Annotated in this window: 23 protein-coding genes and 1 pseudogene; 7 read left to right on the top strand and 17 right to left on the bottom strand. The window is 68.9% G+C overall.

Annotated elements, in window-relative coordinates; all coding sequences use genetic code 11:
* The 5 genes from ACFXQA_RS14175 to ACFXQA_RS14195 all read right to left on the bottom strand — a co-directional run.
* On the bottom strand, nt 1-1,744 hold a 1,744-nt coding region (locus tag ACFXQA_RS14175; protein ID WP_394520527.1), incomplete at its 3' end, for a purple acid phosphatase family protein.
* 2 nt (nt 1,745-1,746) lie between these two features.
* Nucleotides 1,747-3,900, bottom strand: coding sequence for a purple acid phosphatase family protein (locus ACFXQA_RS14180; protein ID WP_394520528.1), 2,154 nt, complete (start codon nt 3,898-3,900; stop codon nt 1,747-1,749).
* A 276-nt stretch (nt 3,901-4,176) separates the two neighbouring features.
* Nucleotides 4,177-4,947, bottom strand: coding sequence for an SURF1 family protein (locus ACFXQA_RS14185; RefSeq protein WP_394520562.1), 771 nt, complete (start codon nt 4,945-4,947; stop codon nt 4,177-4,179).
* A gap of 65 nt (nt 4,948-5,012) precedes the next feature.
* Nucleotides 5,013-6,128, bottom strand: a complete 1,116-nt coding sequence (locus ACFXQA_RS14190) for a GuaB3 family IMP dehydrogenase-related protein (protein WP_394520563.1) — start codon at nt 6,126-6,128, stop codon at nt 5,013-5,015.
* 72 nt (nt 6,129-6,200) lie between these two features.
* Nucleotides 6,201-6,827 (bottom strand): TetR/AcrR family transcriptional regulator, encoded by a 627-nt coding sequence (locus ACFXQA_RS14195; protein WP_394520529.1) that lies wholly within the window; start codon nt 6,825-6,827, stop codon nt 6,201-6,203.
* A gap of 81 nt (nt 6,828-6,908) precedes the next feature.
* Between ACFXQA_RS14195 and ACFXQA_RS14200 the strand changes: the two genes are divergently transcribed.
* Complete coding sequence (locus ACFXQA_RS14200) at nt 6,909-8,357, top strand: MFS transporter (protein ID WP_394520530.1); 1,449 nt, start codon at nt 6,909-6,911, stop codon at nt 8,355-8,357.
* A gap of 117 nt (nt 8,358-8,474) precedes the next feature.
* Here the strand turns inward: ACFXQA_RS14200 and ACFXQA_RS14205 are convergent, their stop codons facing one another.
* Both ACFXQA_RS14205 and guaB read right to left on the bottom strand, forming a co-directional pair.
* A complete protein-coding gene (locus ACFXQA_RS14205; protein ID WP_394520531.1) occupies nt 8,475-9,110 on the bottom strand; it encodes a TMEM175 family protein in 636 nt (211 codons plus the stop codon).
* 19 nt (nt 9,111-9,129) lie between these two features.
* A complete protein-coding gene (gene guaB, locus ACFXQA_RS14210) occupies nt 9,130-10,632 on the bottom strand; it encodes an IMP dehydrogenase (RefSeq protein WP_394520532.1) in 1,503 nt (500 codons plus the stop codon).
* A gap of 267 nt (nt 10,633-10,899) precedes the next feature.
* Between guaB and ACFXQA_RS14215 the strand changes: the two genes are divergently transcribed.
* From ACFXQA_RS14215 to ACFXQA_RS14230, 4 genes are all read left to right on the top strand, one after another.
* A complete protein-coding gene (locus ACFXQA_RS14215) occupies nt 10,900-12,240 on the top strand; it encodes a branched-chain amino acid ABC transporter permease (protein WP_394520533.1) in 1,341 nt (446 codons plus the stop codon).
* A gap of 8 nt (nt 12,241-12,248) precedes the next feature.
* Nucleotides 12,249-13,229, top strand: a complete 981-nt coding sequence (locus tag ACFXQA_RS14220; protein ID WP_394520534.1) for a branched-chain amino acid ABC transporter permease — start codon at nt 12,249-12,251, stop codon at nt 13,227-13,229.
* Nucleotides 13,230-13,311: 82 nt separating this feature from the next.
* Entirely contained in the window at nt 13,312-14,241 is a 930-nt protein-coding gene (locus ACFXQA_RS14225; RefSeq protein ID WP_394520564.1) for an ABC transporter ATP-binding protein, read from the top strand.
* Nucleotides 14,238-14,975 carry an ABC transporter ATP-binding protein gene (locus tag ACFXQA_RS14230; RefSeq protein ID WP_394520535.1) on the top strand — a complete coding sequence of 246 codons (738 nt, stop codon included), beginning with the start codon at nt 14,238-14,240 and terminating at the stop codon, nt 14,973-14,975. The genes ACFXQA_RS14225 and ACFXQA_RS14230 overlap by 4 nt, the downstream gene beginning before the upstream one ends.
* Before the next feature lie 150 nt (nt 14,976-15,125).
* Here ACFXQA_RS14230 and ACFXQA_RS14235 read toward each other — a convergent pair whose 3' ends face one another.
* From ACFXQA_RS14235 to groES, 3 genes are all read right to left on the bottom strand, one after another.
* Nucleotides 15,126-16,406: an ABC transporter substrate-binding protein gene (locus ACFXQA_RS14235; RefSeq protein WP_394520536.1), complete on the bottom strand. Its 1,281-nt coding sequence runs from the start codon at nt 16,404-16,406 to the stop codon at nt 15,126-15,128.
* 178 nt (nt 16,407-16,584) lie between these two features.
* Nucleotides 16,585-17,538, bottom strand: coding sequence for an EamA family transporter RarD (rarD, locus tag ACFXQA_RS14240; RefSeq protein ID WP_394520565.1), 954 nt, complete (start codon nt 17,536-17,538; stop codon nt 16,585-16,587).
* A gap of 160 nt (nt 17,539-17,698) precedes the next feature.
* The gene (gene groES, locus ACFXQA_RS14245; RefSeq protein WP_394520537.1) at nt 17,699-17,995 is read right to left on the bottom strand and encodes a co-chaperone GroES; all 297 of its coding nucleotides are present in this window, start codon (nt 17,993-17,995) and stop codon (nt 17,699-17,701) included.
* Nucleotides 17,996-18,165: 170 nt separating this feature from the next.
* Between groES and ACFXQA_RS14250 the strand changes: the two genes are divergently transcribed.
* On the top strand, nt 18,166-19,359 hold the full coding sequence (locus ACFXQA_RS14250) for a class I SAM-dependent methyltransferase (RefSeq protein ID WP_394520538.1): 1,194 nt from the start codon (nt 18,166-18,168) through the stop codon (nt 19,357-19,359).
* Between the two features lie 247 nt (nt 19,360-19,606).
* On the opposite strand, the gene ACFXQA_RS14255 is transcribed toward ACFXQA_RS14250, so the two are convergent.
* The 4 genes from ACFXQA_RS14255 to tsaB are packed head-to-tail and all read right to left on the bottom strand — an operon-like array spanning nt 19,607 to nt 22,294.
* The gene (locus ACFXQA_RS14255; protein WP_394520539.1) at nt 19,607-20,107 is read right to left on the bottom strand and encodes a hypothetical protein; all 501 of its coding nucleotides are present in this window, start codon (nt 20,105-20,107) and stop codon (nt 19,607-19,609) included.
* Nucleotides 20,104-21,156 carry a tRNA (adenosine(37)-N6)-threonylcarbamoyltransferase complex transferase subunit TsaD gene (gene tsaD, locus ACFXQA_RS14260; RefSeq protein ID WP_394520540.1) on the bottom strand — a complete coding sequence of 351 codons (1,053 nt, stop codon included), beginning with the start codon at nt 21,154-21,156 and terminating at the stop codon, nt 20,104-20,106. The genes ACFXQA_RS14255 and tsaD overlap by 4 nt, the downstream gene beginning before the upstream one ends.
* Entirely contained in the window at nt 21,153-21,650 is a 498-nt protein-coding gene (rimI, locus tag ACFXQA_RS14265) for a ribosomal protein S18-alanine N-acetyltransferase (RefSeq protein ID WP_394520541.1), read from the bottom strand. Before rimI ends, tsaD begins: the two co-directional genes overlap by 4 nt.
* Nucleotides 21,647-22,294 carry a tRNA (adenosine(37)-N6)-threonylcarbamoyltransferase complex dimerization subunit type 1 TsaB gene (gene tsaB, locus ACFXQA_RS14270; RefSeq protein ID WP_394520566.1) on the bottom strand — a complete coding sequence of 216 codons (648 nt, stop codon included), beginning with the start codon at nt 22,292-22,294 and terminating at the stop codon, nt 21,647-21,649. Before tsaB ends, rimI begins: the two co-directional genes overlap by 4 nt.
* A gap of 187 nt (nt 22,295-22,481) precedes the next feature.
* On the opposite strand from tsaB, the pseudogene ACFXQA_RS14275 reads away from it, so the two are divergent.
* A pseudogene (locus ACFXQA_RS14275) lies at nt 22,482-23,222 on the top strand (alpha/beta fold hydrolase); the annotation flags it as partial.
* Nucleotides 23,223-23,258: 36 nt separating this feature from the next.
* On the opposite strand, the gene tsaE reads toward ACFXQA_RS14275, so the two are convergent.
* From tsaE to ACFXQA_RS14290, 3 genes are read right to left on the bottom strand one after another with little or no spacing between them, the layout of a single operon-like run.
* Nucleotides 23,259-23,762 (bottom strand): tRNA (adenosine(37)-N6)-threonylcarbamoyltransferase complex ATPase subunit type 1 TsaE, encoded by a 504-nt coding sequence (gene tsaE / locus ACFXQA_RS14280; RefSeq protein ID WP_394520542.1) that lies wholly within the window; start codon nt 23,760-23,762, stop codon nt 23,259-23,261.
* Entirely contained in the window at nt 23,759-24,883 is a 1,125-nt protein-coding gene (alr, locus tag ACFXQA_RS14285; protein ID WP_394520543.1) for an alanine racemase, read from the bottom strand. The genes tsaE and alr overlap by 4 nt, the downstream gene beginning before the upstream one ends.
* On the bottom strand, nt 24,880-25,245 hold the full coding sequence (locus ACFXQA_RS14290; protein ID WP_394520544.1) for a holo-ACP synthase: 366 nt from the start codon (nt 25,243-25,245) through the stop codon (nt 24,880-24,882). The genes alr and ACFXQA_RS14290 overlap by 4 nt, the downstream gene beginning before the upstream one ends.
* Nucleotides 25,246-25,251 lie beyond the last annotated feature (6 nt).

The following is a 25,251-nucleotide window of genomic DNA, read 5'->3' on the forward strand; positions in this document are numbered from 1 at the left end:
CCGCGATGGACACCACGATCCAGTTCTTGTTCTGCTGACCGACGTAGAGCAGCTGCTTCTCCTCGTCGATGCCCAGGTCACGGATGTTCTCCGGCAGGGTCATCTCCCTCTTGACCGCGTCGGTGTCGGGGTCGATCTCGAAGATCTTCCGGCCGTTCTGGTCGCCGAGGTAGAGCACGTCGCGCGTCTGGTCGTAGGCGGTGCCGGCCGGCAGAGCGGCGGTGTGTGCAGCATCCGTCGTTCCGTTCGGCATGACCGCGTCGAGCAGAGCGGTCTGCTCGTACTCGAACTCGCCGGTCGGCGTTTCGGGGTCGGTGGGGTCGGTCGGATCGGTCGGGTCCGGGTTCTCGCACCCCAGGCAGGGCGGCGGGGTTCCGGGATCGATGACCTGCGGCTCGACGCCGTCGACGACGAGCTTCTCGTCGCCGTCCTTCGTGATGGTGAAGCCGTCGAAGAAATCGCCGTCGGCGGTACGCGACTCGAAACGCAGGGTTCCGCCGCTGACGTCGATCATCTGGTACGTCTGCAGGCCGGTCTCGAGGCGGCGGAGGTGCCCCTCGTTCTCGTTCCAGTGCCGCGGACCCGCGTTGTAGAACTTCGACCCGACGCTGGAGGTGACGTACACCGGACCCGTCGAGCTCAACTCGGGGTCGGCGCCTTCGGGCAGGTTCTTCTCGTTGGCGAGCAGGTTGCCGCGGCCGTAGGCGTGGTCATGGCCGTTGAGCACCAGATCGACGTTGTTGCTCTCGAGGATCGGGCCCCACTCCTGGCGGATGCCGAGGTTGTTGCGCCCCTCGTCGAGCGAGTACACGGGGTGGTGGAAGTACACGACGGTCCACTGCTGCGTGCCCTCGTCGAGCACCTTCTGCAGCCACTCGCCCTGCACCCTGAGACCCTCGGTGTCGACGACGTTGCTGTTCATCGAGATGAACCGCACACCCTCGTGGTCGGTGTAGTACACCGTGCCGTGGAGCTGGTCGTAGATCGCGCCCTCGCCCTGGGGTCCGTTGTCGGGGTAGGAGTACATGCTGTCCCACTGGGGTGACAGCCGGCCCTCGTACTCGTGGTTGCCCGGCGTCGTCAGGAAATCCTGAGTGCCCAGACCGTACGAGAAGGCCTCGTACAGCTGGCCCCACTGCTCTTCCGACTCTGCGTCGTCGACGAGGTCGCCGATCTGCAGCACGAGGTCGGCGTTCGGACGGTCGCGGAACGCGTTGCGGACGACGCGCGATGCGTCGCTGAGGATGCCGTTCTGCACGTCTCCGAAGTACAGGAACGAGAACGTGTCTTCGTCATCGGCGGCAGAAGTGTCGAAGTCCTGCCATTCGCTGAAGTTCGTGCCGTCGCCCACGCGGTACATGTAAGTCGCCCCGGGGCGCAGGCCCGAAAGGGTCGCCGTGTGGACGACATTCGTGTACCCGAACTGCGTCACCTGCTCGACGCGCTTCTGCGCATCGATCGCGACGATGCCGCCGGGGTAGGGCTCGGCGGTCATCGTGCGGTACTCGACGACGCCCTGCTTCACGCCGGTCGACGACCGCCATGAGACGACCTGCTGGGTCGTGGGGTCTTCCCCGGGCAGAAGGGTGATGCGGTCGGGAACGATGTGCGGCGCGTAGCGCTCGGCAACGGGCACGGATGCTGCGGTGGCCGGCGCGGTGGCGACGAGCACACCGCTCGCCGCGATGACGCCGAAGGTGAGCCCGGCGGCCAGGACGCGCCCGGCGGTGCGGAAGCGAGCCATGATCAGGAGGCCTTTCGGTTGCGGAGGAAGGTACGGCTGACGACGATGCCGCCGCCGACGGCGAGGGCGCCGCCGACGACCATCAGGCCGAGCGGCAGAGCAGCACCCGTGGCGGGCAGCGAACCGGCCGCGGCGCCCGCCGGCTGAGTGACGGTGATGGCGGCACTCGCCGACCGACCCGAATCGAGACCGGTGAGGACGATCGTGTGCTCGCCGGGATCGGTGTCGGCGGGGATCGTGACGGTGGCCTCCATGGCGCCTGTCGCATCGGCGGTGGCCAGCGCGAGGGTGACCGGGGAGGAGTGCAGCTCGATCGCCACGCGTTCGCCGGGTGCGAAGCCCGTTCCCGAGACCGAGAGCGAACCGCCCGAGGCCACCGTGCTGTCGCCGAGCATCATGGCCATGGCAGGGGTGGTCGGATCGGGCGTGCCGCCGTCCGGCCCCGGGGTGGGAACGGTCGTCGGCTGGGGGCTCGCCGTGGGCGGAACCGTCGGGGTGGGCGTCGGGTCGGGCGTCGCGGTGGGCTCGGGCGTCGCGGTGGGCGTCGGCGTCGCGGTCGGCGTCGGAGTCGGCGTCGCGGTCGGCGTCGGCGTCGCGGTCGGCTCCGGCGTCGCGGTCGGCTCCGGCGTCGCGGTGGGCTCCGGCGTCGCTGTCGGCTCCGGCGTCGCGGTGGGCTCCGGCGTCGCGGTCGGCGTCGGCGTCGGAGTCGGCGTCGGCGTCGGCTCGGGGTCGGGCGTGCCGGGAGCGGCGACTCCGTCGCGAGTCGACCCGGGGCCGCCCGTCCACGCGGTGTCGTCATCGGTGACGAGCTTGTTGCCCGCAGCATCCTTGGTGATGGTGAAGGCGTCGAAGAGGGCACCGTCGACCGTGCGTGCCTCGATGTGCATGCGGCCGTCAGCGGTGACATCGACGGTCTGGAACAGCTGCACGTCGCGGCCGACGACGCGGAGGTTCGCTCCGTTGGCCGTCCAGTTGTTCGCCCCGGCCGGATCGGGCACGTACATCTTCGGGCCGGCGACGCTCACCAGGTAGGCGGGGCCGGTGTGGCTCTTCGCGGGGTCGGCTCCGGCGGGCAGGTTCTGCTGGTTGGCGACCAGGTTGCCCCGGCCGTAGGCGTGGTCGTGTCCCTGCACGACCAGGTCTACGTCGTACTTCTCGAACAGCGGCAGCCAGGCGTTCCGGAGCACCGCGTTGTCACGGCCGCTCGTCACGGAGAACACCGGGTGGTGGAAGGTGACGACGGTCCACTGGTTCGGGTTGTTCGCGAGCACTCCGTCGAGCCACTCGGTCTGCGCGTCGCGGGAGGCGGCCGCGCCGGCCTGGGTCGAGTCGAGGGTGACGAACCGCACACCCTGGTAGTCGACGTAGTAGACGGTCTCGCTCAGCGTCGGCTGCGCGGCAGGCCCGTTCAGCGGGTATTCGAACTGTGCGCGCCAGTTGCGCGACAGCACGTCGGACGGCCAGTATTCGTGGTTGCCCGTCGCTGCGAGCACGTTGAGGTACTGGTTCGAGAAGGCAGCGGCCTCGTGCCACTCGCCCCACTCGGCGTCGCTGTTGTCGGTGTCGATGAGGTCGCCGGCGTGCACCACGGCACGTGCGTAGGGTCGAGCCTCGAAAGCGGCGCGGAACGTCCGCGAGGTGTAGGCCTTGTTGTCGTTCTGGGCGTCGCCCTGAACCAAGAAGCTGAAGTCGCCGGGCGTTTCGCTCGCGGTCGTGAACTCCAGCCACTCGCCCCAGGTTTCGCCGTCGCCGACGCGGTAGATGTACGTCGTGTCGGCCGTGAGCCCGGGGATGGTCGCCGTGTGGTGCGCGACCTCGTACCCGAGGTCGGCGTCGTAGCGCACGGTCGAGGCCGCATCCACCGACTGCGCACCCGTCGGGGTGCTGGGCCCGCTCAGCGTCCACTCCACGCGCGGCGTAGTGACGGCGCTCGAGGTGCGCCACGTCACCGATTGGCTCGTGGTCGGCGTCTCGGCCGGAGTGAGGATCACCCGGTCGGGTGCGGCGGTGGGAGCATGAACCGTCTTCGGGTCGACGGCGGGCGGCGCGAGGCCTCCGCCGGCGGCGACGGCGACGCCGCCTCCGAAGCTGGCCAGGCCGATCACGACGGCGAGGCAGCCGGCCGTGATCATTGCGGGACGCGCGAATCGAGGCACGCGGAACACCTCTCGAGAGGGCCGGACTCGGGATCCGGCGAAGGAGCGCACGAAGGCGCACACTCGCTCGGGTAGCGAGTTCGTCTCGAGTGTGGCGGGGCGTCAGTGCCGCTTTGCAGAGATCGAACCGGAATTCACCAGCGTTCGAGGACTATTCATCTGCATCGACCAACGTTGATCCCCCGGCAGTGCCGTGGTCTCGACACGGGCACTGCCCGTGTACGGGCGAGACACCGATCGTTCATCCCGTGCTGAGCGAAGGTCGCCCGTCACCGGTCAGCTCGCCGCGGCCGCCTCGTCGTCGAGGTCTTCGACCTCTTTCTCCCACGCGTCACGCGCGAGGCGATACCAGAGATAGAAGGCGAACCCGGCGAAGACCGCCCACTCGGCGGCATAGAAGATATTCAGCCAGTTGACGTTCGACCCCTCGGCAGGAGCGGGCGACGAGATGGCGTCGAGCCCGCCCAACGGCTCCGAAGCGGTCAGGTACGGGCGGTAGACCTCGAGGTCTTCCACGTCGTGCCAGCGGGCGAGCAGCGCAGCGGGCGACATTCGCGGCATCTCCTGCGGATCGGCGCCCGGAGGGAGCCCCGGCCCCTCGTCCGAGATGATGCGGCCCGTCAGGTCGACGGAAACGGGCGACGAGACGGCCTCCTCAGAGAGAGCGGATGCTGCAGCATCCGCCCGCTCACGGTCGCTCGTCCAACCGACGGCCACCGCGAGAGAAACCGGCTCGCCCTGATCGCTGACGCGCAACTGCCCGGTGACCCAATACCCCTCGACGTCGTCGTTGAACCGCGTCGAAACGACGAGGAAGTCCTCGGGAATCCACTGCCCCGACACCTCGACCTGCTGGCCGACGAGCGGCTCGGGGAGGTACTCGCCCGGAGCCACGACCTCGTCTATGGGGCGCACCTGCTCGGTCGCGCCGGGCGGGGCGGGAGACGTGTCGATCGCTCGGCTCAGCTGCCACTGCCCGAGCCACGCGAATGCGCCCGCCACGACGAGACACACGAAGAGAACGCCGATCCAGCGAGGGCGCACCATCACTTCGCGCAACGTCGGAGGAAAGACCTCCGGTGCCGCGAGTTCGGTGTCCGAGCGATCTGTCATCAGTGGGCGTAGGGCGCGACGACGACCTCTACGCGCTGGAACTCCTTGAGGTCGGAGTACCCGGTGGTGGCCATCGATTTGCGGAGCGCGCCGATGAGGTTCGCGGTGCCGTCGGCCACGAGCGCCGGGCCGTACAACACCTCTTCGAGCGGGCCGACCTGCGAGACCCGCACGCGTCGGCCGCGCGGAAGCTGGGCGTGGTGCGATTCCGGGCCCCAGTGGTACCCGTGCCCCGGCGCATCCGTCGCCCGCGCCAACGCGACGCCGAGCATGACGGCGTCGGCACCCATGGCGAGTGCCTTCACGATGTCGCCCGACGTTCCGACTCCCCCGTCGGCGATGACGTGCACGTAGCGGCCGCCCGACTCGTCGAGGTAGTCGCGGCGCGCCCCGGCGACGTCGGCGACCGCGGTCGCCATCGGAGCGTGCAGGCCGAGCGTGGCGCGAGTGGTCGATGCGGCACCCCCGCCGAATCCGACGAGCACTCCCGCGGCGCCGGTGCGCATGAGGTGCAGCGCCGCGGTGTAGGTGGCAGCGCCTCCGACGATCACGGGCACGTCGAGGTCGTAGATGAACTTCTTCAGGTTGAGCGGCTGGTCGACCGATGACACGTGCTCGGCCGAGACCGTCGTACCGCGGATGACGAAGAGGTCGACGCCGGCGGCGACCACCGTCTCGTAGAGGTCTTGCGTGCGCTGCGGGGTGAGGGATCCGGCCACGGTGACACCCGCGGCGCGGATCTCGGCGAGCCGGTCGCGCACGAGCTCGGGTTTGATCGGCTCGGAGTACAGCTCCTGCATGCGGCGGGTCGCCTCACCGTCGCCGAGCGCGGCGATCTCGGCGAGCAGCGGCTCGGGATCGTCGTACCGGGTCCACAGCCCCTCGAGATCGAGCACGCCGAGTCCGCCCAGTTGCCCGAGCATGATGGCCGTGCGCGGGCTCACGACGGAGTCCATCGGCGCCCCGAGAACAGGGATCGAGAACTGGAACGCGTCGATCGTCCAAGCGGTCGAGACGTCTTCGGGATTACGCGTGCGCCGTGATGGCACGACCGCGATGTCGTCGAAGGTGTACGCGCGGCGAGCGCGCTTGGCGCGTCCGACTTCGATCTCCATACTCACCACCTCAGCCTACCCGCGCCCTGTTTCGCCTCGCGCGGGCTGGACGAGCGGATGCTGAGCGTCCCGTCACCAGGGAGCGTTGCCGCGAGGAGCGATCTCGAGCACCTCGGGGAGTTCTGTCGGGAAGCACGCGAGGAAGAGTTCTGTGATCGAGGGGTCGTTGCCGTAGTCGTCGACGAGACGCAGCCCGATCAACGTGTTGATGAGCATGCCCTCCGCCAGGAACGACCGCGCGGTGTCGGCGTCGAAACCGGCCTCGTCGCGCAGGAATCGCCAGACCGTGGCGAACCCGCGCCGCGCGGCCGGGCCGATGACGGGGTGGCCGCCGAGCAGGAAGCAGTGCGACAGCGTCTGGTGCAGGCCGCGCACGCGCAGCAGGTCGACGTACGCGTCACCGATGCGGTTCGCGGTCGGCCGAGCGTCTGTGGTCTCAGCGAGTCCCCGGCGGAAGGCCGCGAGCAGCTCATCGAGTGCGCGGTCCATCGCGGCGAGGAAGAGGTTCTCTTTCGACCCGAACAGGCGCACGACGTACGGCTGCGAGATGCCCGCCGCCCGGGCGACATCGTCGGTCGTCGACCCGACATATCCCTTCGACCCGAACACGGCAAGGGCGCCCTGCACGATCTGTTCGCGTCGGTCCTCCGAACTCATACGCGGTGAAGGATCGGCGGGCGTCGCTGCCTGAGTGTCCATGCTTGACATGTTATCAGTCGATTACTACAGTCGCTCTCATTGTAGTAATCATTCGATTACAACTCATCGAAAGGAGCGGCCATGTCCGCCTCAACCCCCGTCGCGAGTCCTCCGCGGCGCCGAGCCTTCGGACTCGTGCTCGCCGCAGCATCCCTTCCGATGTTCATGGCAACCCTCGACAACCTCGTGATGACGAACGCCCTCCCCGTGCTCCACAGCGAGCTCGGGGCCACCGTCGAAGAGCTGCAGTGGTTCGTCAACGCCTACACGCTCGTCTTCGCGAGCTTCATCCTCGTCACCGCCGCCCTCGGCGACCGCCTCGGTCGGCGCACCGTTTTTCTCGCGGGCATCGCCCTCTTCGGCATCGGGTCGGTCTTCGCCGCTCTCAGCGTCGATCCGAGCCAGCTCATCGCCGCTCGGGCGCTGCAGGGTCTCGGCGCGGCAGGGGTGCTTCCGCTGTCCCTCGCGTTGATCTCGGGAGCCGTGGCCCCTGAACGCCGCCCACTCGCCATCGGCATCTGGGGCGGCGTCTCGGGGCTCGGGGTGGCCGTCGGCCCCCTCGTCGGCGGGGCCGTCATCGAAGGGTGGAACTGGCAGTCGATCTTCTGGCTCAACGTCCCCGTCGCCGTCATCGCGATTCCGCTCGCCTGGTGGGCGTTGAACAACGACTTCGGCTCGCGCGCCCGAATCGACGTGGTCGGCGCCGTGCTCGCCGGCGGCGGCGTTCTCGCGCTGGTCCATGCGATCGTCCGCGGCAACGACGACGGCTGGGGCTCGCTGGGCGTCGTCGCCGAGATCATCGTCGGGGTGGTGCTCGTCGTCGCCTTCCTGGTGTGGCAGTCGCGGGCGAAGGCACCGCTCATTCCTCTCCGCCTCTTCCGCGACCGCTCGTTCTCGGTGACGAACATCGTCGGCTTCGCGTTCAGCTTCGGCACGTTCGGAGCGGTGTTCATCCTGATCCAGTACATGCAGGTCGTCGGCGGCTCATCCCCCCTCGAGGCGGCGTTGCAGACGACACCCTGGACCCTCGCACCGATGTTCATCGCTCCCCTGGCTGGCATCTTCGCGCCGCGGATCGGAACCCGCATTCTGATGGTCGCCGGCCTGCTCTTCCAGGGCGTCGCCCTGGCCTGGATCGCCACCGTCATGTCGCAGACGCTCGACTACCCCCAGCTCGTCGTCCCGTTCGTCCTGGCCGGCGTCGGAATGGGACTCGTCTTCGCCCCCTCGGCGACGGCGCTGCTGGCGACCCTCGGCGTCATCGACCACGCGAAGGCTTCGGGGGTCAACTCGACCGTCCGAGAGCTCGGCGTCGCGCTCGGGACGGCCGTGATGACGGCGGTCTTCGTCAGCGCGGGTGGCGAGCTCCGCCCCGACCTCTACGTCGACGCCGCCCGACCCGCCGTCTTCATCGGAGCCGGCGTGCTTCTCGCGGCGACCGTCATCGCGCTCTGGCTGCCCGCCGGTCGCTCACCGCGCACCCCCGCAGCATCCGCCGCCCCTGCCCACGAGCCGCAGCTCACCGCCTGACCGCGCCCGCTGCCCGGGGCCCGAGGGGCGGGACCCCCGGGCCCCGAGCCGGCCGCGCTCGCCCGCACCGAATCGCGTGCCACACCCTGCACCCGCGAAACGGTGCGGGTCAGCGGATCAGGATGCTGCGCGGGAGGCCCCGCGCTGCAGCAGCCGAGTCAGTACCGGGTCGAGGAGGAAAAGGACGAATGCGACCGAGCCGATGACCGTGGCCAGCGCGACCGCGGCGATCGAGATGATCGCGGCACTCATGCCTCCGCGACCGATGGCGAGGGCCTGTCCGTCGGTCAGGTCGGGGAGCATCTGCGCACGATGGCGCTGCGCCCAGATCCACTGGAGCCAGCTGCACATCACCGCGAGGGAGAACGTGACCGGCATCGCCAGACGACCGACGAGGTATTGCTGATACTCCGTCATCAGACCGGTCGCGAACGGCACGAGCACGATGAAGAGCAGCCGGGCGTTGTTCAACCAGACGATCACGCCGTCGACCCGGGCGACGTGCTCGAACTGCTGAACGTGGGTCATCCACAACAGGCACAGCAGCACGAAGCTCAACACGAAGTTCAGGAACAGCTCGCCCATCCCGAACAGCGCACTGACGAGATCATCGTCGGAACTCACCGCGCCGATCGGATGCGACGTCAGATCGAGCACGAGGAGGGTCGCCGCGATCGCGAAGACGCCGTCGGTGAAGCCCTCGAGCCGACGCGTCGACTGGGTCGCGTCGGGGTGGGAACGCCGGGCGAACATGCGCTCAGCGTAGCCGCCGCTACTTCTTGTAGTTGGGCGCTTCGACGACGATCTGCACGTCGTGCGGATGCGATTCTTTGAGCCCTGCAGCGGTGATGCGAACGAACTTGCCCTTGGCCTTCAGCTCGTCGATCGTGCGAGCCCCGACGTAGAACATCGACTGACGCAACCCGCCGACCAGTTGGTAGGCGACCGCAGCGACCGGGCCGCGATAGGCGACCTGGCCCTCGATGCCCTCGGGAATGAGCTTGTCGTCGCTGGGCACGTCGGCCTGGAAGTAGCGGTCTTTCGAGTACGACGTCTTCTTACCCCGGGTCTGCATCGCTCCGAGCGATCCCATGCCGCGGTACTGCTTGAACTGCTTGCCGCCCTGGAACACGATCTCCCCCGGCGACTCGTCGGTGCCGGCGAGGAGCGAGCCGAGCATGACGGTGTCAGCGCCGGCGACGAGCGCCTTCGCGATGTCGCCCGAATACTGCAGTCCGCCGTCGGCGATCACGGGCACGCCCGCCTCACGCGCGGCCAGCGAAGCCTCGTAGACCGCGGTCACCTGCGGCACGCCGACCCCCGCCACCACGCGGGTGGTGCAGATCGACCCGGGGCCCACACCCACCTTGACGGCGTCGACACCGGCGTCGATGAGCGCCTGGGCGCCCTCTCGCGTGGCGACGTTTCCGCCGATGATGTCGATGTGGTCGAACGTCGAGTCGGCCTTGAGGCGTCGGACCAGGTCGATCACGCCCGCCGACTGGCCGTTGGCGGTGTCGACGACGAGCGCGTCGACACCGGCGTCGCGGAGGGCTTCGGCGCGCTGCCAGGCGTCGCCGAAGAAACCGATGGCTGCACCGACGCGCAGTCGGCCGTGCTCGTCCTTCGTCGCCAGCGGATACTTCTCGCTCTTGTCGAAGTCCTTGATCGTGATGAGTCCCGCGAGCTTGCCCTCGTCGTCGAGGAGGGGAAGCTTCTCGACCCGGTGCTTCGCGAAGGTCGCGATGACCTCGTTCGCGCTGATTCCGACCGGCCCGGTGATGAGGCCCTCGGTCGTCATGACGTCTCGGACGAAGGTGGTCTGGCGCTCGAAGCCCGAAACGAAGCGCATGTCGCGGTTCGTCACAATGCCGACGAGACGGTTGTCCTCGTCGATGACGGGGAGGCCCGAGATGCGGTACTTCGCGCAGAGGTCGTTGACCTCTTCGATGGTCGCGTCGGGGGTCGTCGTGATCGGGTCGGAGATCATGCCCGACTCGCTGCGCTTCACGCGGTCGACGTGCGCCGCCTGATCTTCGATCGAGAGATTGCGATGGATGATGCCCAACCCGCCCTCTCGAGCGATGGCGATCGCCAGCCGCGCTTCGGTGACGGTGTCCATCGCGCTCGAGAGCAGCGGGGTCGCCACCGTGATGCGCCGCGACACGCGTGACGAGGTGTCTGCCTCGCTCGGAATCACGTCTGTGTGACCCGGAAGCAGCAGGACGTCGTCGTAAGTCAGACCTACGAAGCCGAAGGGATCGTTGTACTCCATGATTCTCGGTTCTCCTGCGCGCTCGGCGCGTTGCTCGAAAGGACGACGACGGCCGGTGCGCTCACGCGCGCCGATACCGATTCTAAGCGCGGGTGAACGAGGTTCATTCCCCCGGATGCTATGAGGAGAGACCTCTACACCTATGATTCCGGAGAGCGTCGGTGCGATGGTCGCGCTACGCCGTGAAACACCACCGACACATTACGCTCGTAACGTCGTCATCACCGCCGATACGACTCGATGTCGGCGCCCCCGACTGGAGGATTCGTGAGTCCCACCACCACCGCGCCACGACGCGTCCGTGCGGGAACTATCCCCGCCGTCGTCGCGCTGCTGCTCACGTTGTTCGGTCTCGTGGCCGGCGCGACGCCCGCCATGGCCGCCGAAGACGATCCGTACCGCATCAGCGGCAACGTGCAACTCGACGGCGCACCCCTCGAGGGAACCGTTCTCGTCATCGATGGCCCCGGCGGCACGCAAGAGGTCGAGACCGACGCCGAAGGCCAGTGGCGAGTCGGCGTCCCCGAGCGCGGCGAGACGTACACGGTCACCCTCGACGAGTCGAGCCTCCCCGAGGGCATCGCCGTGGTTGCCGACGCCGCCGAAGGCGTCGCGCCCGATGACACCCCCAATGTCAAAGAGGTCGAGATGGGCGCCGGTGGGCGCGTCAGCGTCAACTTCTTCATCGGTGAGGGTGAGCGCAACGTCACCGGGTTCGCCGATCAGCTGGTTCAGCGCGTCGTCCAGGGCCTGAGCTTCGGCCTGATGCTCGCGTTGGCGGCCGTCGGCCTCTCGCTGGTGTTCGGCACGACCGGAATCTCGAACTTCGCCCACGGTGAGATGGTCACCTTCGGTGCCGTCATCGCACTGTTCCTCGTCGGCCCGGCGACCCTGGCCCTCCCGGTCTGGGTCGGATTCCCGCTGGCGGTGATCCTCGGCGCGGGCCTCGGACTCATCCTCGACATGATCCTGTGGCGACCGCTCCGGCGAAGGCGCGTGGGTGCGGTGCAGCTGATGATCGTGAGCATCGGACTCTCGCTGGCGATGCGCTACCTCTTCCAGTACTTCATCGGCGGCGGCACGAGCCAGCTCCCCTTCTCGTCCGAGCCGAAGATCCCGCTGTTCGGCGTCGTGCAGCTGAGTGTCATCGACATGGTCTCGATCGCCATCTCGATTGTCGTCATCGTCGCCTTCGCGGCCTGGCTGACCTACTCCCGGCTGGGCAAGGCGACCCGCGCGATCTCGGACAACCCGTCGCTCGCCTCGGCGTCCGGCATCGATGTCGACTTCGTCGTCCGCGTCGTGTGGGTCGTCGCCGGCGGCCTCGCCGCGCTGTCGGGCGTGCTGTACGCCTACTTCCGACCCGGCATCAAGTGGGACATGGGCGCGCAGGTGCTGCTGCTCATGTTCGCCGCCGTCACCCTCGGCGGTCTCGGCACGGCACTCGGCGCCCTCGTCGGCTCGATCATCGTCGGCCTCCTCGTCGAGGTCTCGACCCTGTTCGGTGTCCCCTCGGATCTGAAGTACGCCACGGCGCTGGTCGTGCTCATCGTGATCCTGCTCTTCCGCCCGCAGGGCATCCTCGGCCGCCGCGAAAGAATAGGTTAGGCGCGAACATGGACTGGCTACAGATCCTCTCGAACTCCGCATCTTCGATCCTCAGCCCCGCGACGATGGGCTACGCCCTGGCCGCGCTCGGCCTGGCCGTGCACTTCGGCTTCGGTGGACTGATCAACATGGGCATCGCCGGCTTCATGGCTGTCGGCGCCTACGGGTACGCCATCTCGGTCTTGAGCTTCGGCCTCCCCTGGTGGGCCGCTGCGCTGATCGGCCTGGTCGCCGCGTCGATCTTCGCGCTGATCCTCGGCATCCCCACACTCCGGTTGCGCGGTGACTATCTCGCGATCGTCACGATCGCCGCAGCCGAAGTCGTACGGCTGCTCTTCCTCACCACGGCGTTCGACGATGTCACCGGCTCCGCCGACGGTCTCAGCGGGTACCACGCCAGCTTCCGCGCGGCCAACCCGATCCCGCCGGGAACCTACGGATTCGGCCCGTGGACGTACAACGAGACCGACTGGTGGGTGCGCATCGTCGGCCTCATCACTCTCGCGATCGGCGCGCTCGTGGTGTGGCTGCTGGTTCGCAGCCCGTGGGGTCGCGTGCTGAAGGGCATTCGTGAAGACGAAGACGCCGTGCGCTCGCTCGGCAAGAACGTCTTCTCGTACAAGCTGCAGGCCCTCGTGCTCGGCGGAATCCTCGCAGCGGCCGGAGGAATCGTCTACGCCCTGCCGTCGGCGGTCAGCCCCGGTGTGTACGTCACGTCGCTGACCTTCTTCATCTGGACCGCTCTCCTCCTGGGCGGCGCGGCCACCGTGTTCGGCCCGCTTCTCGGTTCGCTCATCTTCTGGGTGCTGCAGACCTTCCTCTCGAACGTCCTCCCCGCTCTCGTGAGCGCGGGCGTCCTGCCGTTCATGTCGGAGATCCAGGCCGGAACGGTGCGCTTCATCCTCGTGGGTGTCGCGCTGATGGCTCTCGTGATCTTCATGCCGCAGGGAATCCTCGGCAACAAGAAGGAGCTGACCTTTGTCAAATAGCACCTCACCCGGTTCGAGCGACGCTCCCTTCGAGTCAACGGTCTCCGCGCCGGTCTCGCGGCCGAAGGCGACGGGCCTCCACATCGGAGACGCGGTGCCCGGGGTCAAGAAGGTCGACCCGATCATCGTCGCCGACAACGTCACCCGCACCTTCGGGGGTGTGACCGCCGTCGACGTGCAGCACCTCGAGGTTCCGCGCGGCGCGATCACGGCACTCATCGGTCCCAACGGCGCGGGCAAGACCACGCTGTTCAACCTGCTCACGGGGTTCGACAAGCCGAACAGCGGCACCTGGACGTTCGAGGGCAAATCGCTCTCGGGCATCCCGGCCTACCGCGTTTCGCGCATGGGCCTCGTCCGCACGTTCCAGCTCACCAAGGCGCTCGGCCTGCTGACGGTTCTCGACAACATGAAGCTCGGCGCGCGCAAACAGCGCGGCGAGCGTTTCTGGCAGAGCCTGATCCCCGCCCTGTGGCGCAAGCAGGACGACGAGATCGCCGAACGCGCCATGGTTCTTCTCGCCAAGTTCAAGCTCGACGCGAAGGCCGACGACTTCGCCGCCTCGCTCTCGGGCGGGCAACGGAAGTTGCTCGAGATGGCGCGTTCGCTCATGACCGACCCGACGCTCGTCATGCTCGACGAGCCGATGGCCGGGGTGAACCCGGCGCTGACCCAGTCGCTCCTCGACCACATCCTCGATCTGAAAGACCTGGGTATGACCGTGCTGTTCGTCGAGCACGACATGCACATGGTGCGCCACATCGCCGACTGGGTCGTCGTCATGGCCGAGGGCAAGATCGTCGCCGAGGGCGACCCGATCTCGGTGATGAAGAACCCCGCGGTCATCGACGCCTACCTGGGCGCACACCAAGATCTCGACCTGGGAGTCGTCACCGGCCGCGTCGACGTCGTCGAAGCAGACCCGACGACGGATGCCGACGCATCCATCGACGCCGACGCGACGCTGCTCGTCGAACAGGGCGTCGCCGAAGACGAAGGGAACCGCGCATGAGCGCCACCGCCACCCAGACCCCCGTCGTTTTCGTCGACGACGTCCATGCCGGATATCTCCCGGGTGTGAACATCCTCAACGGCTGCTCGCTCGTGGCCAACCAGGGCGAGCTCATCGGCATCATCGGGCCCAACGGCGCGGGAAAATCGACGCTGCTCAAGGCGATCTTCGGGCAGGTGAACGTTCGCAGCGGCACCGTGCAGCTCGAGGGCGATGACATCACCGGCCTCAAGGCCGACAAGCTCGTGCGCCGAGGTGTGGGCTTCATCCCCCAGAACAACAACGTCTTCCCGAGCCTCACGATCGAAGAGAACCTGCAGATGGGGCTCTACCAGAACCCCAAGATCTACAAGGAGCGTCTGGAGTTCGTCACGGGCATCTTCGCCGAGTTGGGCAAGCGGCTCAAACAGCGCGCCGGCTCACTGTCGGGCGGAGAACGCCAGATGGTGGCGATGAGCCGTGCGCTCATGATGGACCCCAAGGTGCTGCTCCTCGACGAGCCGTCTGCGGGACTCTCGCCCGTCCGTCAAGACGAAGCGTTCATCCGCGTCTCCGAGATCAACAAGGCCGGCGTGACCTGCATCATGGTCGAGCAGAACGCTCGTCGCTGCCTGCAGATCTGCGACCGCGGCTACGTCCTCGACCAGGGCCGCGACGCCTACACGGGCACCGGTCGTGAGCTGCTGAACGACCCGAAGGTCACCGAGCTGTATCTCGGAACGCTCGGCGTCTGACCGACGAGAAACACGAGAGGGGCGGATGCTGCGAAGCATCCGCCCCTCTCGTCGTTTTCGCGGGAAGAGGTCGAAGCAGTTCCCGCCTGCGGGAACGGGAAAGGGCCCCGGTCCGAAGACCGGGGCCCTTCCTGTGAGGGTTACTGCGGATCAGCCCTCGTACGCGACGTACGAGTTGTCCGACACGTACTCGTAGATGCCGATCGACGCCTCGGTGGGGTCACCGGCGTCGTCGAACGTGATCGGACCCGAGACACCGTCGTAGTCGGCGACGCCGCCTCCGAGGATGATCTCGGCGCAGTCGGCGTACGACTCGCACTTCTCGCCGTCACCGGTACCGCCGGAGACTTCCTGCAGCTTGCCGGCGATCGCCTCGGAGTCGGTGGAACCGGCTGCGAGCGATGCGAGTGCCAGCAGCACGGTGGCGTCGAAAGACTCCGCCGCGTAGCTGTAGTCGGCCAGAGGGGCGTCTCCGTTGGTGGAGACGAACTCGTCGAGCGCCGACGTGAAGTCGCCGATCGAGTCGATCGACAGACCCGGGAGCGTACCCTTGGCACCCGTGAGGGCGTCGGGCGCGAAGCCCGCGTCGGTGAAGTTCTTCAGGTTTCCGTCGACGAAGTACAGGCCCTCGGCGGGGAACTGACCGAAGAGGCTCGGCAGGATCGTCGAGACCTCGTCGAACGTGATCAGCGCGATCGCGTCGGGGTCGGCCGCGAGAACCGTGCTGATCTGCGAGTCGAACGTCGTGTCACCCGTGTTGTAGGTGGCTTCAGCGACAACCTCGCCGCCGGCGGCTTCGAATGCCTCGGAGACGTACTTCGCGAGGCCGGTTCCGTAGGAGTCGTTCAGCACGATGAGTCCGAGCGACTGAGCGCCGTCTTCGGCGATCAGGTTACCGAGGACCTCGCCCTGGAGGACGTCGGACGGAGCGGTGCGGAAGTACAGACCGTTGTCGTCGTAGGTCGTGAAGGCGTCGGACGTGTTGGCCGGCGAGAACTGGATGACGCCCGCACCGACGACCTGGTCGATGAACTGCAGCGACGTACCCGACGATGCGGCACCGATGATCGCCGAGACATCTTCGCCGAGCAGACGCGGGATCTCGGTCTCGTACGCCTTGTTGTCGGTGTCGCCGGAGTCGCCGAAGACGGTCTCGAGGGTGAGTCCGGTGTCGGCGGTGGCTTCGTTGATGAGCGACTCGGCGTACGCGACACCGGCTTCTTCGGGCGGGCCGAGGAAGGCGAGCGTTCCCGTCTGGGGAAGCGCCGTGCCGATCTTCAGGGTCATGTCGCTGCCGGGCTCGGCTGCGGGTGCGGAGGATTCAGCTGCTCCGCCGCCACCGGCACAGCCTGCCAGGACGAGTGCGCTGACACCGACCAAGGCGATACCGCCGAGGACCTTGCCTGCACGCGAACGTGAAATGACGCTCATGTTGCTCCTTGCTGTGAATGATTGCGGGCGCGCGGTTCGGGAACCGGCCCAGTGCCCTAAACCTATTGGTCCGCTCGTCTCGCCGGTGTTGCCGTTCGTTAACGATGTGTAACGCGACTTAATCGTTATCAACGCACAAATGATGCGCGGCGCCGCACGATGTGTTCGTCAGCGGCGCTCAGGTGAGTTCGGCGACGTCCGATGGCGCGGTGCGCCCGCGGCGGGCGGCGGCGAGCGAGTCGACGGTCAGAACGAGGAGCGCGACCCAGACGAGAGCGAAACCGATCCACCGCTCGGGGGGCATCGGCTCTCCGAGCAGCCACGCCCCGGTGATGAACTGCAGGATGGGCGCGACGAACTGCAGCAGCCCCACGAGACTGAGCGGTGCACGCCGGGTGCCCGCCGCGAAGAACAGCAGCGGCGTCGCGGTGAAGACCCCCGCCAGCAGGAGAAGGGTCGCGTGGCCGGCGCCGGCGGTGAACAAGGTGAGGCCACCGGTCGCGGCGACAACGGCGAGCTGGATGAGGGCGACGGGAAGCAGCCACGCCGACTCGAGGGTGAGACCGCTGACGGCGTCGACGGCGGGGCCGATCTTCTTCTTCACGAGTCCGTAGAACCCGAAGGACGCGGCCAGCGAAAGCGCGATCCAGGGGAACGTGCCGTACCCGACGATGATGACGACCACGGCGATGACCGCGATGCCGATCGCGATCCACTGCGTGAGGCGCAACCGTTCGCGGAGCACCAGGACGCCGAGGAGCACGGTGACGATGGGGTTGATGAAGTAGCCGAGGCTCGTTTCGATGACGTGACCGCTCAGGGTTCCGAGAAGGAACACCTGCCAGTTGACGTAGATGAGTGCCCCGGCGAGCGCCGTGAGCCCGAGCAGTCGCGGCTGTCGGACGATCCGCCACAGGGCAGACCACCCGCGGACGACGGCGAGCAGGACGGCGCAGAAGACGAGCGAGAGCACGATGCGCCACCCGACGACCTCCCACGCGCCGGTCGGAACGAGGAGGAGGAAGTACAGCGGGAGAAAGCCCCACAGCAGATAAGCGATGAACGCGTAGAACCCACCGACCGCGATCTCGCGAGAAGGTGAACCGGTGGCACCGGGTGCGGGCTTCGTCATCCGGTCTGTCACTCGACAAGCCTAGGTCTCGCCGGAGACACGGAGGCGGCGTTCATGGCCCGCCGACTGCCGAGACTGACGCGATTACTGCCAGTTGCCCCGGGGATGACGAAGGGCCCGGATGCAGAAGCATCCGAGCCCTTCGCGAAACAGATCGCGATCAGCGAACGACGACCGCCAGGACGTCGCGCGCCGAGAGCACCAGGTAGTCGTCGGCGCCGAACTTCACTTCGGTGCCGCCGTACTTGCTGTAGATGACGCGGTCGCCGACGGCGACGTCGATCGGAACACGGTTGCCGTTGTCGTCGATGCGGCCGGGGCCGACAGCCACGACATTGCCCTCTTGGGGCTTCTCCTTGGCAGTGTCGGGGATGACGAGACCACTGGACGTGGTCTGCTCAGCCTCGACCTGCTGGATGACGATGCGGTCTTCGAGCGGCTTGATGGAAACCGACACGGTCTACCTCTTCTTTCTTGACGCTTCGGTACGGAAGACTCGTTAGCACCCGCACGTGGAGAGTGCTAAACCCAAGTCTAGGGAACTGCTGGCACTCATGCAACGCGAGTGCCAATGACGGCGCCTGCGGTAGCCCGATCCTCGCGGCTCCGCCCCGTAGTGTGGGAGCGATGGACATCGCCGAGCTGACAGCCCTCCTCACCCCCGACGGGCTGCGTCTGCTCGATGAGACCTCGACCACCCCCGGGGCTGCCGACGATGTGGCACGCACTGTCTCGCGCCTCCGCGCGGCCGGCCACTCCCCCGAACTCGTCTCGGCCGTCGTCGGTCAAGCCAGGCTTCGCAGCCGCGCTTCGGCGAAGTTCGGTGAGTTCGCCGAGCGGATGCTGTTCACCCGGGCCGGGCTCGAACAGGCCACGCGCCTGTCGATCGCGGGGCGTCACGCGGCACGCTTCCGCGATGCGGGCATGATCACCGTCGCCGACCTCGGCTGCGGTATCGGCGGCGACGCGATGGGGCTCGCGGCCCTCGGGCTCAACGTCCGCGCCGTCGATGCCGACGAGGTCACGGCGGCCATCGCGGCCTACAACCTCGCCCCCTTCGGCGGCACGGTCGACGTGCGCCACGGCACCGCCGAGCAGACCGACCTCGCCGGTGTCGACGGAGTCTGGCTCGACCCGGCACGCCGGACGCCGGGGCACACCGAGACCACCCGGGTCTCGGCGGCGGACTACTCGCCCCCTCTCGACTGGGCTTTCGACACGATGAACCGGCTTCCCGGGGGCATGAAGCTCGGGCCCGCGCACGACCGCGATGCGATCCCCGACGATCTCGAAGCGCAGTGGGTGAGCTCCGACGGCTCGACGGTCGAACTCGTGCTCTGGTCGGGCGGACTCGCCCGCGAGGGCGTGCGCCGCGCCGCGCTCGTGATGCGCGGCGCCGAGACCTGGGAGATCACGAGTGCCGCCGACGCCGAAGACGCACCGGCCCGCGACCTGGGCGCCTTCGTTCACGAACCCGACGGCGCGGTCATCCGTTCCCGGCTCATCGGCGATGTCGCCCGCGCCCTCGATGCGGGCATGCTCGCCCCCGGCATCGCCTACCTCACGTCGGACACGGCGCTGACGAGCCCGTTCGTGTCGACCTTCCGCGTACGCGAGGAGGTTCCCGCCGACACGCGGGCGCTGACCAAGGTGCTGCGTGCCCGTGGGATCGGGTCGCTCGAGATCAAGAAGCGCGGCGTCGACATCGATCCCGCCGCTCTGCGGACCAAGCTCGCCCTGCGCGGCGACGATTCCGCGACGCTGCTGATGACGCGCGTCGGCTCGCGTCGGCTCGCCCTCCTCGCCGACCGCGTCGCCTGACCCCGCAGCATCCGCCCCTCGCCCTCTGCTCCGGCGACGTCTCCCCACCCCCGCGGCATCCGCCCTCACGTGCTTCCCCTGTCGCATAAGGCGGGTGCCGCTCACCGTTCGTGACAGGCGAGCGTGCTCCACTGCGCTTCCGCTGTCACGAACGGCGCCCCTGGCTCACCACTTGCGACAGGGGAAGCCCATTTCGTGGGAGGGGACAGCGAAGGTCAGGAGGAGGGGGGCGGTGGCGGGGGGGGGCTCAGCCGATGAGGCCGCTTTGCCAGGCGGCCCACAGCAGCCAGCCCGCACTGTACAGAACCGACAGAACGCCGAGCACCAGGGCCCACACCGCGACACCCCGCCGCTCGACCGGCCGGCGCAGTGCGACGATCGCCACGAGGATCGCCGTGAGTCCGACCGGCAGCCCCCATCCCACGACGAACGATGCCGCGAGCGCCACGATCGCGAGCCCGAGGGCCCACGGTCCGACGACGGGCCGCGGCGCGCGCGGCTCAGCGGGCGCCCACTGCGCGAGGCTCTCACCCGTCTCGACCGCGGGCGCCTCCCCCACCGGGGCCGCCGCGACGGGGACCGCCGACACCGGTGCCACCGGAGCGTGGGCCACCGCGCGCGGGGCGGGCGACGCGAGGCGAGGTCGTTCGATCGACGCCGACACCGCCGCGAGGTCGGGGAGGGGTGGCGGCGGCCCGGGAAGCTGCGCAGCAGACTCCGCGTCGGCCGGCCGCTCAGGCTCGCTCATGCCTGGATCTCCGTGACGGGCAGAGTGGAGTCAGCGCCGAACGACAGCGTCGACGGCTCGCGTCCCGCGCTGATGAGTTCGGCGGCGAGCGCGGCGATCATCGCGCCGTTGTCGGTGCAGAGGGTGAGGGGTGGAATGCGCACGGTGACCCCGGCAGCATCCGCTCGCTCGAGAGCCACGTCGCGAAGGCGCCGGTTCGCGATGACCCCGCCCCCGAGCAACAGTCGCGGCACGTCGTGGCGGGCGCAGGCATCGAGGGCCTTCGTCACGAGTACGTCGACGACGGCCTCTCGGAACGACGCGGCCACGTCTGCCACGGGCACCGGCTCCCCCGCGTCTTCGCGCTGCTCGACCCACCGCGCGACCGCCGTCTTGAGCCCCGAGAACGAGAAATCGTAGCGGTGCTCGGCCAGGTCGGAAGACCGCGAGAGTCCCCGGGGGAAGCGGATGGCAGCGGGGTCGCCGGCCGCGGCCGCCCGGTCGATCTCGGGGCCGCCGGGGTAGGGCAGCCCGAGGATGCGCGCAACCTTGTCGAACGCTTCGCCGGCGGCGTCGTCGATCGTCTCGCCGAGCAGCTCGACATCACCCGTGAGGTCTCGCACGAGGAGGAGCGAAGTGTGCCCACCGCTGACGAGCAGGGCGACGGTCGGGTATTCCAGCGGCGGCGCGTCGTCGGAGAGGATGTCGGCGGCGATGTGGCCGACGAGATGGTTCACCGCGTACAGGGGCTTGTCGAGCGACACCGCAAGCGCCTTCGCGGCGCCGACACCCACCATGAGCGCCCCCGCGAGCCCGGGCCCGCTGGTGACCGCGATCGCATCGAGATCTTCGAGACGAACGGATGCTTCGCGAAGCGCCGCCTCGATGGCGGGCTGCAACGCCTCGAGGTGCGCGCGGGCGGCGACCTCGGGGACGACACCGCCGTACCGGGCCTGCTCCTCCATACTCGAGGCGATGGTGTTCGAGAGCAGCGTGCGCCCGCGGACGATCCCGATCCCCGTCTCATCGCAGCTGGTCTCGATCCCGAGCACCAGGGGCGCGCCGCTCACGAGCACGCTCCCGCGTCGGTCGCAGACGACTCGGCGGCCTGCCGCCATCCCGCGACGTCGAGACGCATGACCACCGCGTCGACGTTGCCCGCGGGGTAGTAGTTCGGTCGACGCCCGATCTCGACGAAACCCTCCGACCGGTACAGCTTCTGCGCGGTGTCGTTGTCGTCGCGGACATCGAGGAAGACTTCGCGCATGCCGCGGCGCGACGCCTCCGTCAACAGCTGCCGCAGAAGGGCACGGCCACGGCCACGGCCGCGCGCCGACTCGGCGAGCGCGATGGTCTGCACGTCGGCGTCGGTTCCGCCCGCGGGGGCGCGGAGCCCGGCATAGCCTTCGATACCGCCCGCGGTCTGAGCCACGACGTACCAGGTGTGCTCCGACGCCAACTCCGCACGCATCACGGCGTCCGACCACGCATCACCCTGGAACGACGCGCGCTCCAGGACCATGATCGCCTCGAGGTCGTCGGGGGTTGCGGGTCGAAAACTCACGTGCGCACCCGCTTGCGTACGGCGCCGACCGTGACGTCGGGTGTTCGCAGATAGAGCGGCTCCGACGAGGTCAGCTTGCGTCGCGCCGCGACCGCCCGGGCGGCCATCAGGGCGATCATCGTGGCGGGGACCGACGCCGCGTCGATCCGCACGGCCCGCAGTTCTGCCACGATGCCGTCGAGATCGTCGCGGGGTGCGAGCGCCGGGCCGTCGGTGCGCACCGGCAGCCCGTCGTCGTCGAGCCCCTCGAAGACCGAGTAGGCGAACTCGCGCCGGCGCGCATCGGTCACGACCGCGAAGCGCTCGGGCGCGGCGTCAGCGCCGTCGATGATCGCGCGCTGCAGCAGCACACCCAGCGCGACGGCGTCGTGGCTGGGCACGGGCACGACGGGGAGGGCGCGACCGAGCGCGAACGTGCGCGCCGCGGCGATACCCACGCGCAGTCCGGTGAACGGGCCGGGACCCATGCCAGACGCCACGTGCGTGAGCGGGGCGGATGCTTCGCCCACCACTCGCGCGAGGAGGTCGCCGATCACCTCGGCGTGACCGAGGGGGTTGTCGCTGCTCGCCTCGGCGACGATGACCCCATCGTCTTCGACGACCGCCACGGACGTGCCGAGGGAGGTATCGATGGCGAGGAACACTCGTCCAGGATAATCGTCCACCGCCCCACCCCATCCGATTCGGCGTCGGCACCGAATACGGCCCGTGACCGCGCCGACCTCCCTCGAGACGAACGAGCTTCGATTGGGGCTTAGCCGGGTCGTCGTGCCGACGGCGGTCGGCGCGGTCACGACTTACGCGGGTCGCCGCTCCGGAGGCGCTGCGCTGGTGCTGTTGCACGGCGCGGCCGCGCGCTGGACGACCTGGACGCCCCTGCTCGCCGCGGCCGATCGGGCGCTGGACCCGCTCACGGACGTCGTGCTCATCGATCTCCCCGGCTGGGGCGCCAGCGGCGAACGCGCCCCCTCGATCGCGCACCTCTCGGCCGCGGTCGTCGCCGCGGTGCACGCGCTCGGATACAGCCGCTGGCGGCTGGTCGGGCACTCCCTCGGCGGATTCGTCGCGCTCGACATCGCCGCGCGACACCCCGACGAGACGCTCGCGGTAGGGCTGGTCTCGGCGACCGGCGGCAGCGTGCTCGACGCGCTGCGGCGCCCGGTGCGCGGCGGCATGCGGCTCCGGGGCTTCACCGGCATGCTGCTCGCGATGCACCTGCTGCACCGGCTCGGTCGGGCGGCTCCCCCGCTGTTGCGGTTCCTTCGGAGAATCGGCCTCCTTCGAATCCTGGCGATGCCGCTCTTCCGCCACCCTCTCGACGTCGACCGGTCGGTGTCTGATGCCCTCGCCGACGAGATCCGCCCCGTGGCCTTTCTGCGGGCGGCACGCGCGGCACGCGCGTACGACGACCGCCGGTGGCGCCGCATCCACTGCCCCGTGCGGGCCGTCGTCGGAGAACGTGACGTGTTCTCACGGCGCTCGGACGACGCGTGGTTCGCACGGCGGATCGCCGACTACGCGGTCACCAGGCTGAGCACGGCCGGGCATTACGCCGCGGTCGAGCGGCCCGACGACGTGCTTCGCCTTCTCGCGCCGGTGATGCGCCCTTCAGGGTCGACGCGAGATCGTGACCGTGCGCGGCGCGTCGGCGTCGAGCTCAGCCGCCGCCCGCGAGATGTCGCCGCAGGCCGAATCGATGCCGCGACCGCCCGTCTGGCGCACCAGCTCGATCTCCCACCACTCATCGGCGAGGTACTCGGCCATTCCACCGCCCCACTCCACCACGACGACCGACCCCGCGACGTCGATATCGAGATCGTCGAGTTCGACCGCAGAACCGAGCCGGTAGGCGTCGACGTGCACGAGCGGCGCACCGCCCACGAGTGAAGGATGCGTGCGGGCCAACACGAAGGTGGGGCTCTGGACCGGCCCTCTGATGCCGAGGCCCGTGCCGATGCCGCGCGTGAGCGTGGTCTTCCCCGCCCCGAGCGGCCCCGTGAGCACGACCACGTCGCCGGGCGTCAGTGCCGCGCCGATCGCGCGGCCGAGGTCTTCCATCTCAGCCGCGGACGCCACTTCGCGCGCTCCGAGCAGCTCGTCGGGCACGCTCATCCCGACACCTGCACCCTCGGCACGCGCGGGCCGATCCGCGTCACGATGTCGTAGTCGATCGTGCCCGCAGCATCCGCCCACTCCGACGCGGCGGGAAAGCCGAGCGTCGGATCGCCGAAGAGCACCGCCTCGTCGCCCACGGCAACGGGCGCTTCGCCGACGTCGACGACGAACTGGTCCATGGCGACGCGACCGGCGACCGTGAAGCGTTGCCCCCCGATCCACACCGGGCCCGACCCCGAGGCCTGCCTCGGCACGCCGTCGGCGTAGCCGACCGGCACGAGGGCCAGCGTCGTGTCGCGGTCGGTGCGGTAGTCGTACCCGTACGACACGCCCTTCCCCGCGGGCACGCGTCGCACCGCGGCGACGGCGGCGCGCAGGGTCATCGCCGGCCGCAGCCCCAGATCCGCAGACGTGCGATCGGCGAAAGGCGAGAGTCCGTAGAGTCCGATCCCGATGCGCACGCAGCCCAGGCGCGACTCGGGGAGGGCGATCGCGGCGTGCGTCGCGGCGATGTGCCGCAGCGGCGGGTGCAGGCCCGCCGCCGCCGCGACGACGACGCCCTCTTCGAACGCAGCCAGTGCCGCGCGATCGTCGGCCTCCGACGCGTTCGCGAGGTGGGAGAAGATTCCGACCACCCGCACCTTGCCGATGCGCTCGAGACGGGCAGCCTCGGCGAAGACGATGCGATAGTCGGCCGGGGCGATGCCGTTGCGCGACAGCCCGGTCTCGATCTTCAGGTGCACCGACACCGGACGAGAAGCGGATGCTGATGCCGCCGCCTGCAGCAGCTGATCGATTCCTGAGATGCCGAGCTCGATGTCTGCCATGACGGCCGCGTCGAACGACGCGCCCGGCGCATGGAGCCACGCCACGATCGGCGCCCGGATGCCGGCGCGACGCAGCGCGAGCGCCTCGGCGACGTCGGCAACGCCGATCCTCGTGGCCCCGCCCCGCAGGGCGGCCACCGCCGAACGGAACGCGCCGTGACCGTAGCCGTCGGCTTTCACCACCGCGATGATCTCGGAGTCGGTCAGTCGGCGCAGGTGTCGCACGTTGTCGGCGATCGCGTCGACGTCGATGCGGGCTTCGCGCATCGAACCCGGGGGCAGCCTGCTCATGCGGCAACCCTGTCAGCTTCGGCGACCACGTAGGCCGTGGCGATTCCCGCGTCATGACTCATCGACAGGTGCACGGCGGTGATGCCGCGCTCGGCCATGACGCGCGCGGTCGACCCCGACAGGCGGAACAGCGGACGACCGGATGCTTCGGAGGTGATCTCGATCTCACTCCAGTGCACGCCGTCCGAACCGCCGAGAGCCTTGATCAGCGCTTCTTTGGCGGCGTAGCGCGCCGCCAGCGAGCGGGGTTTCAGCATCCGCTCGGCGGGAGAGAACAACCGCGGGAGCAAGCGCGGGGTGCGAGCGATGGAGCGTTCGAAACGCGCGATGTCGACGAGGTCGACCCCGATGCCGACGATCACGGCGCC

The organism is Microbacterium shimangi (assembly GCF_043556445.1).
Lineage (GTDB): Bacteria > Actinomycetota > Actinomycetes > Actinomycetales > Microbacteriaceae > Microbacterium.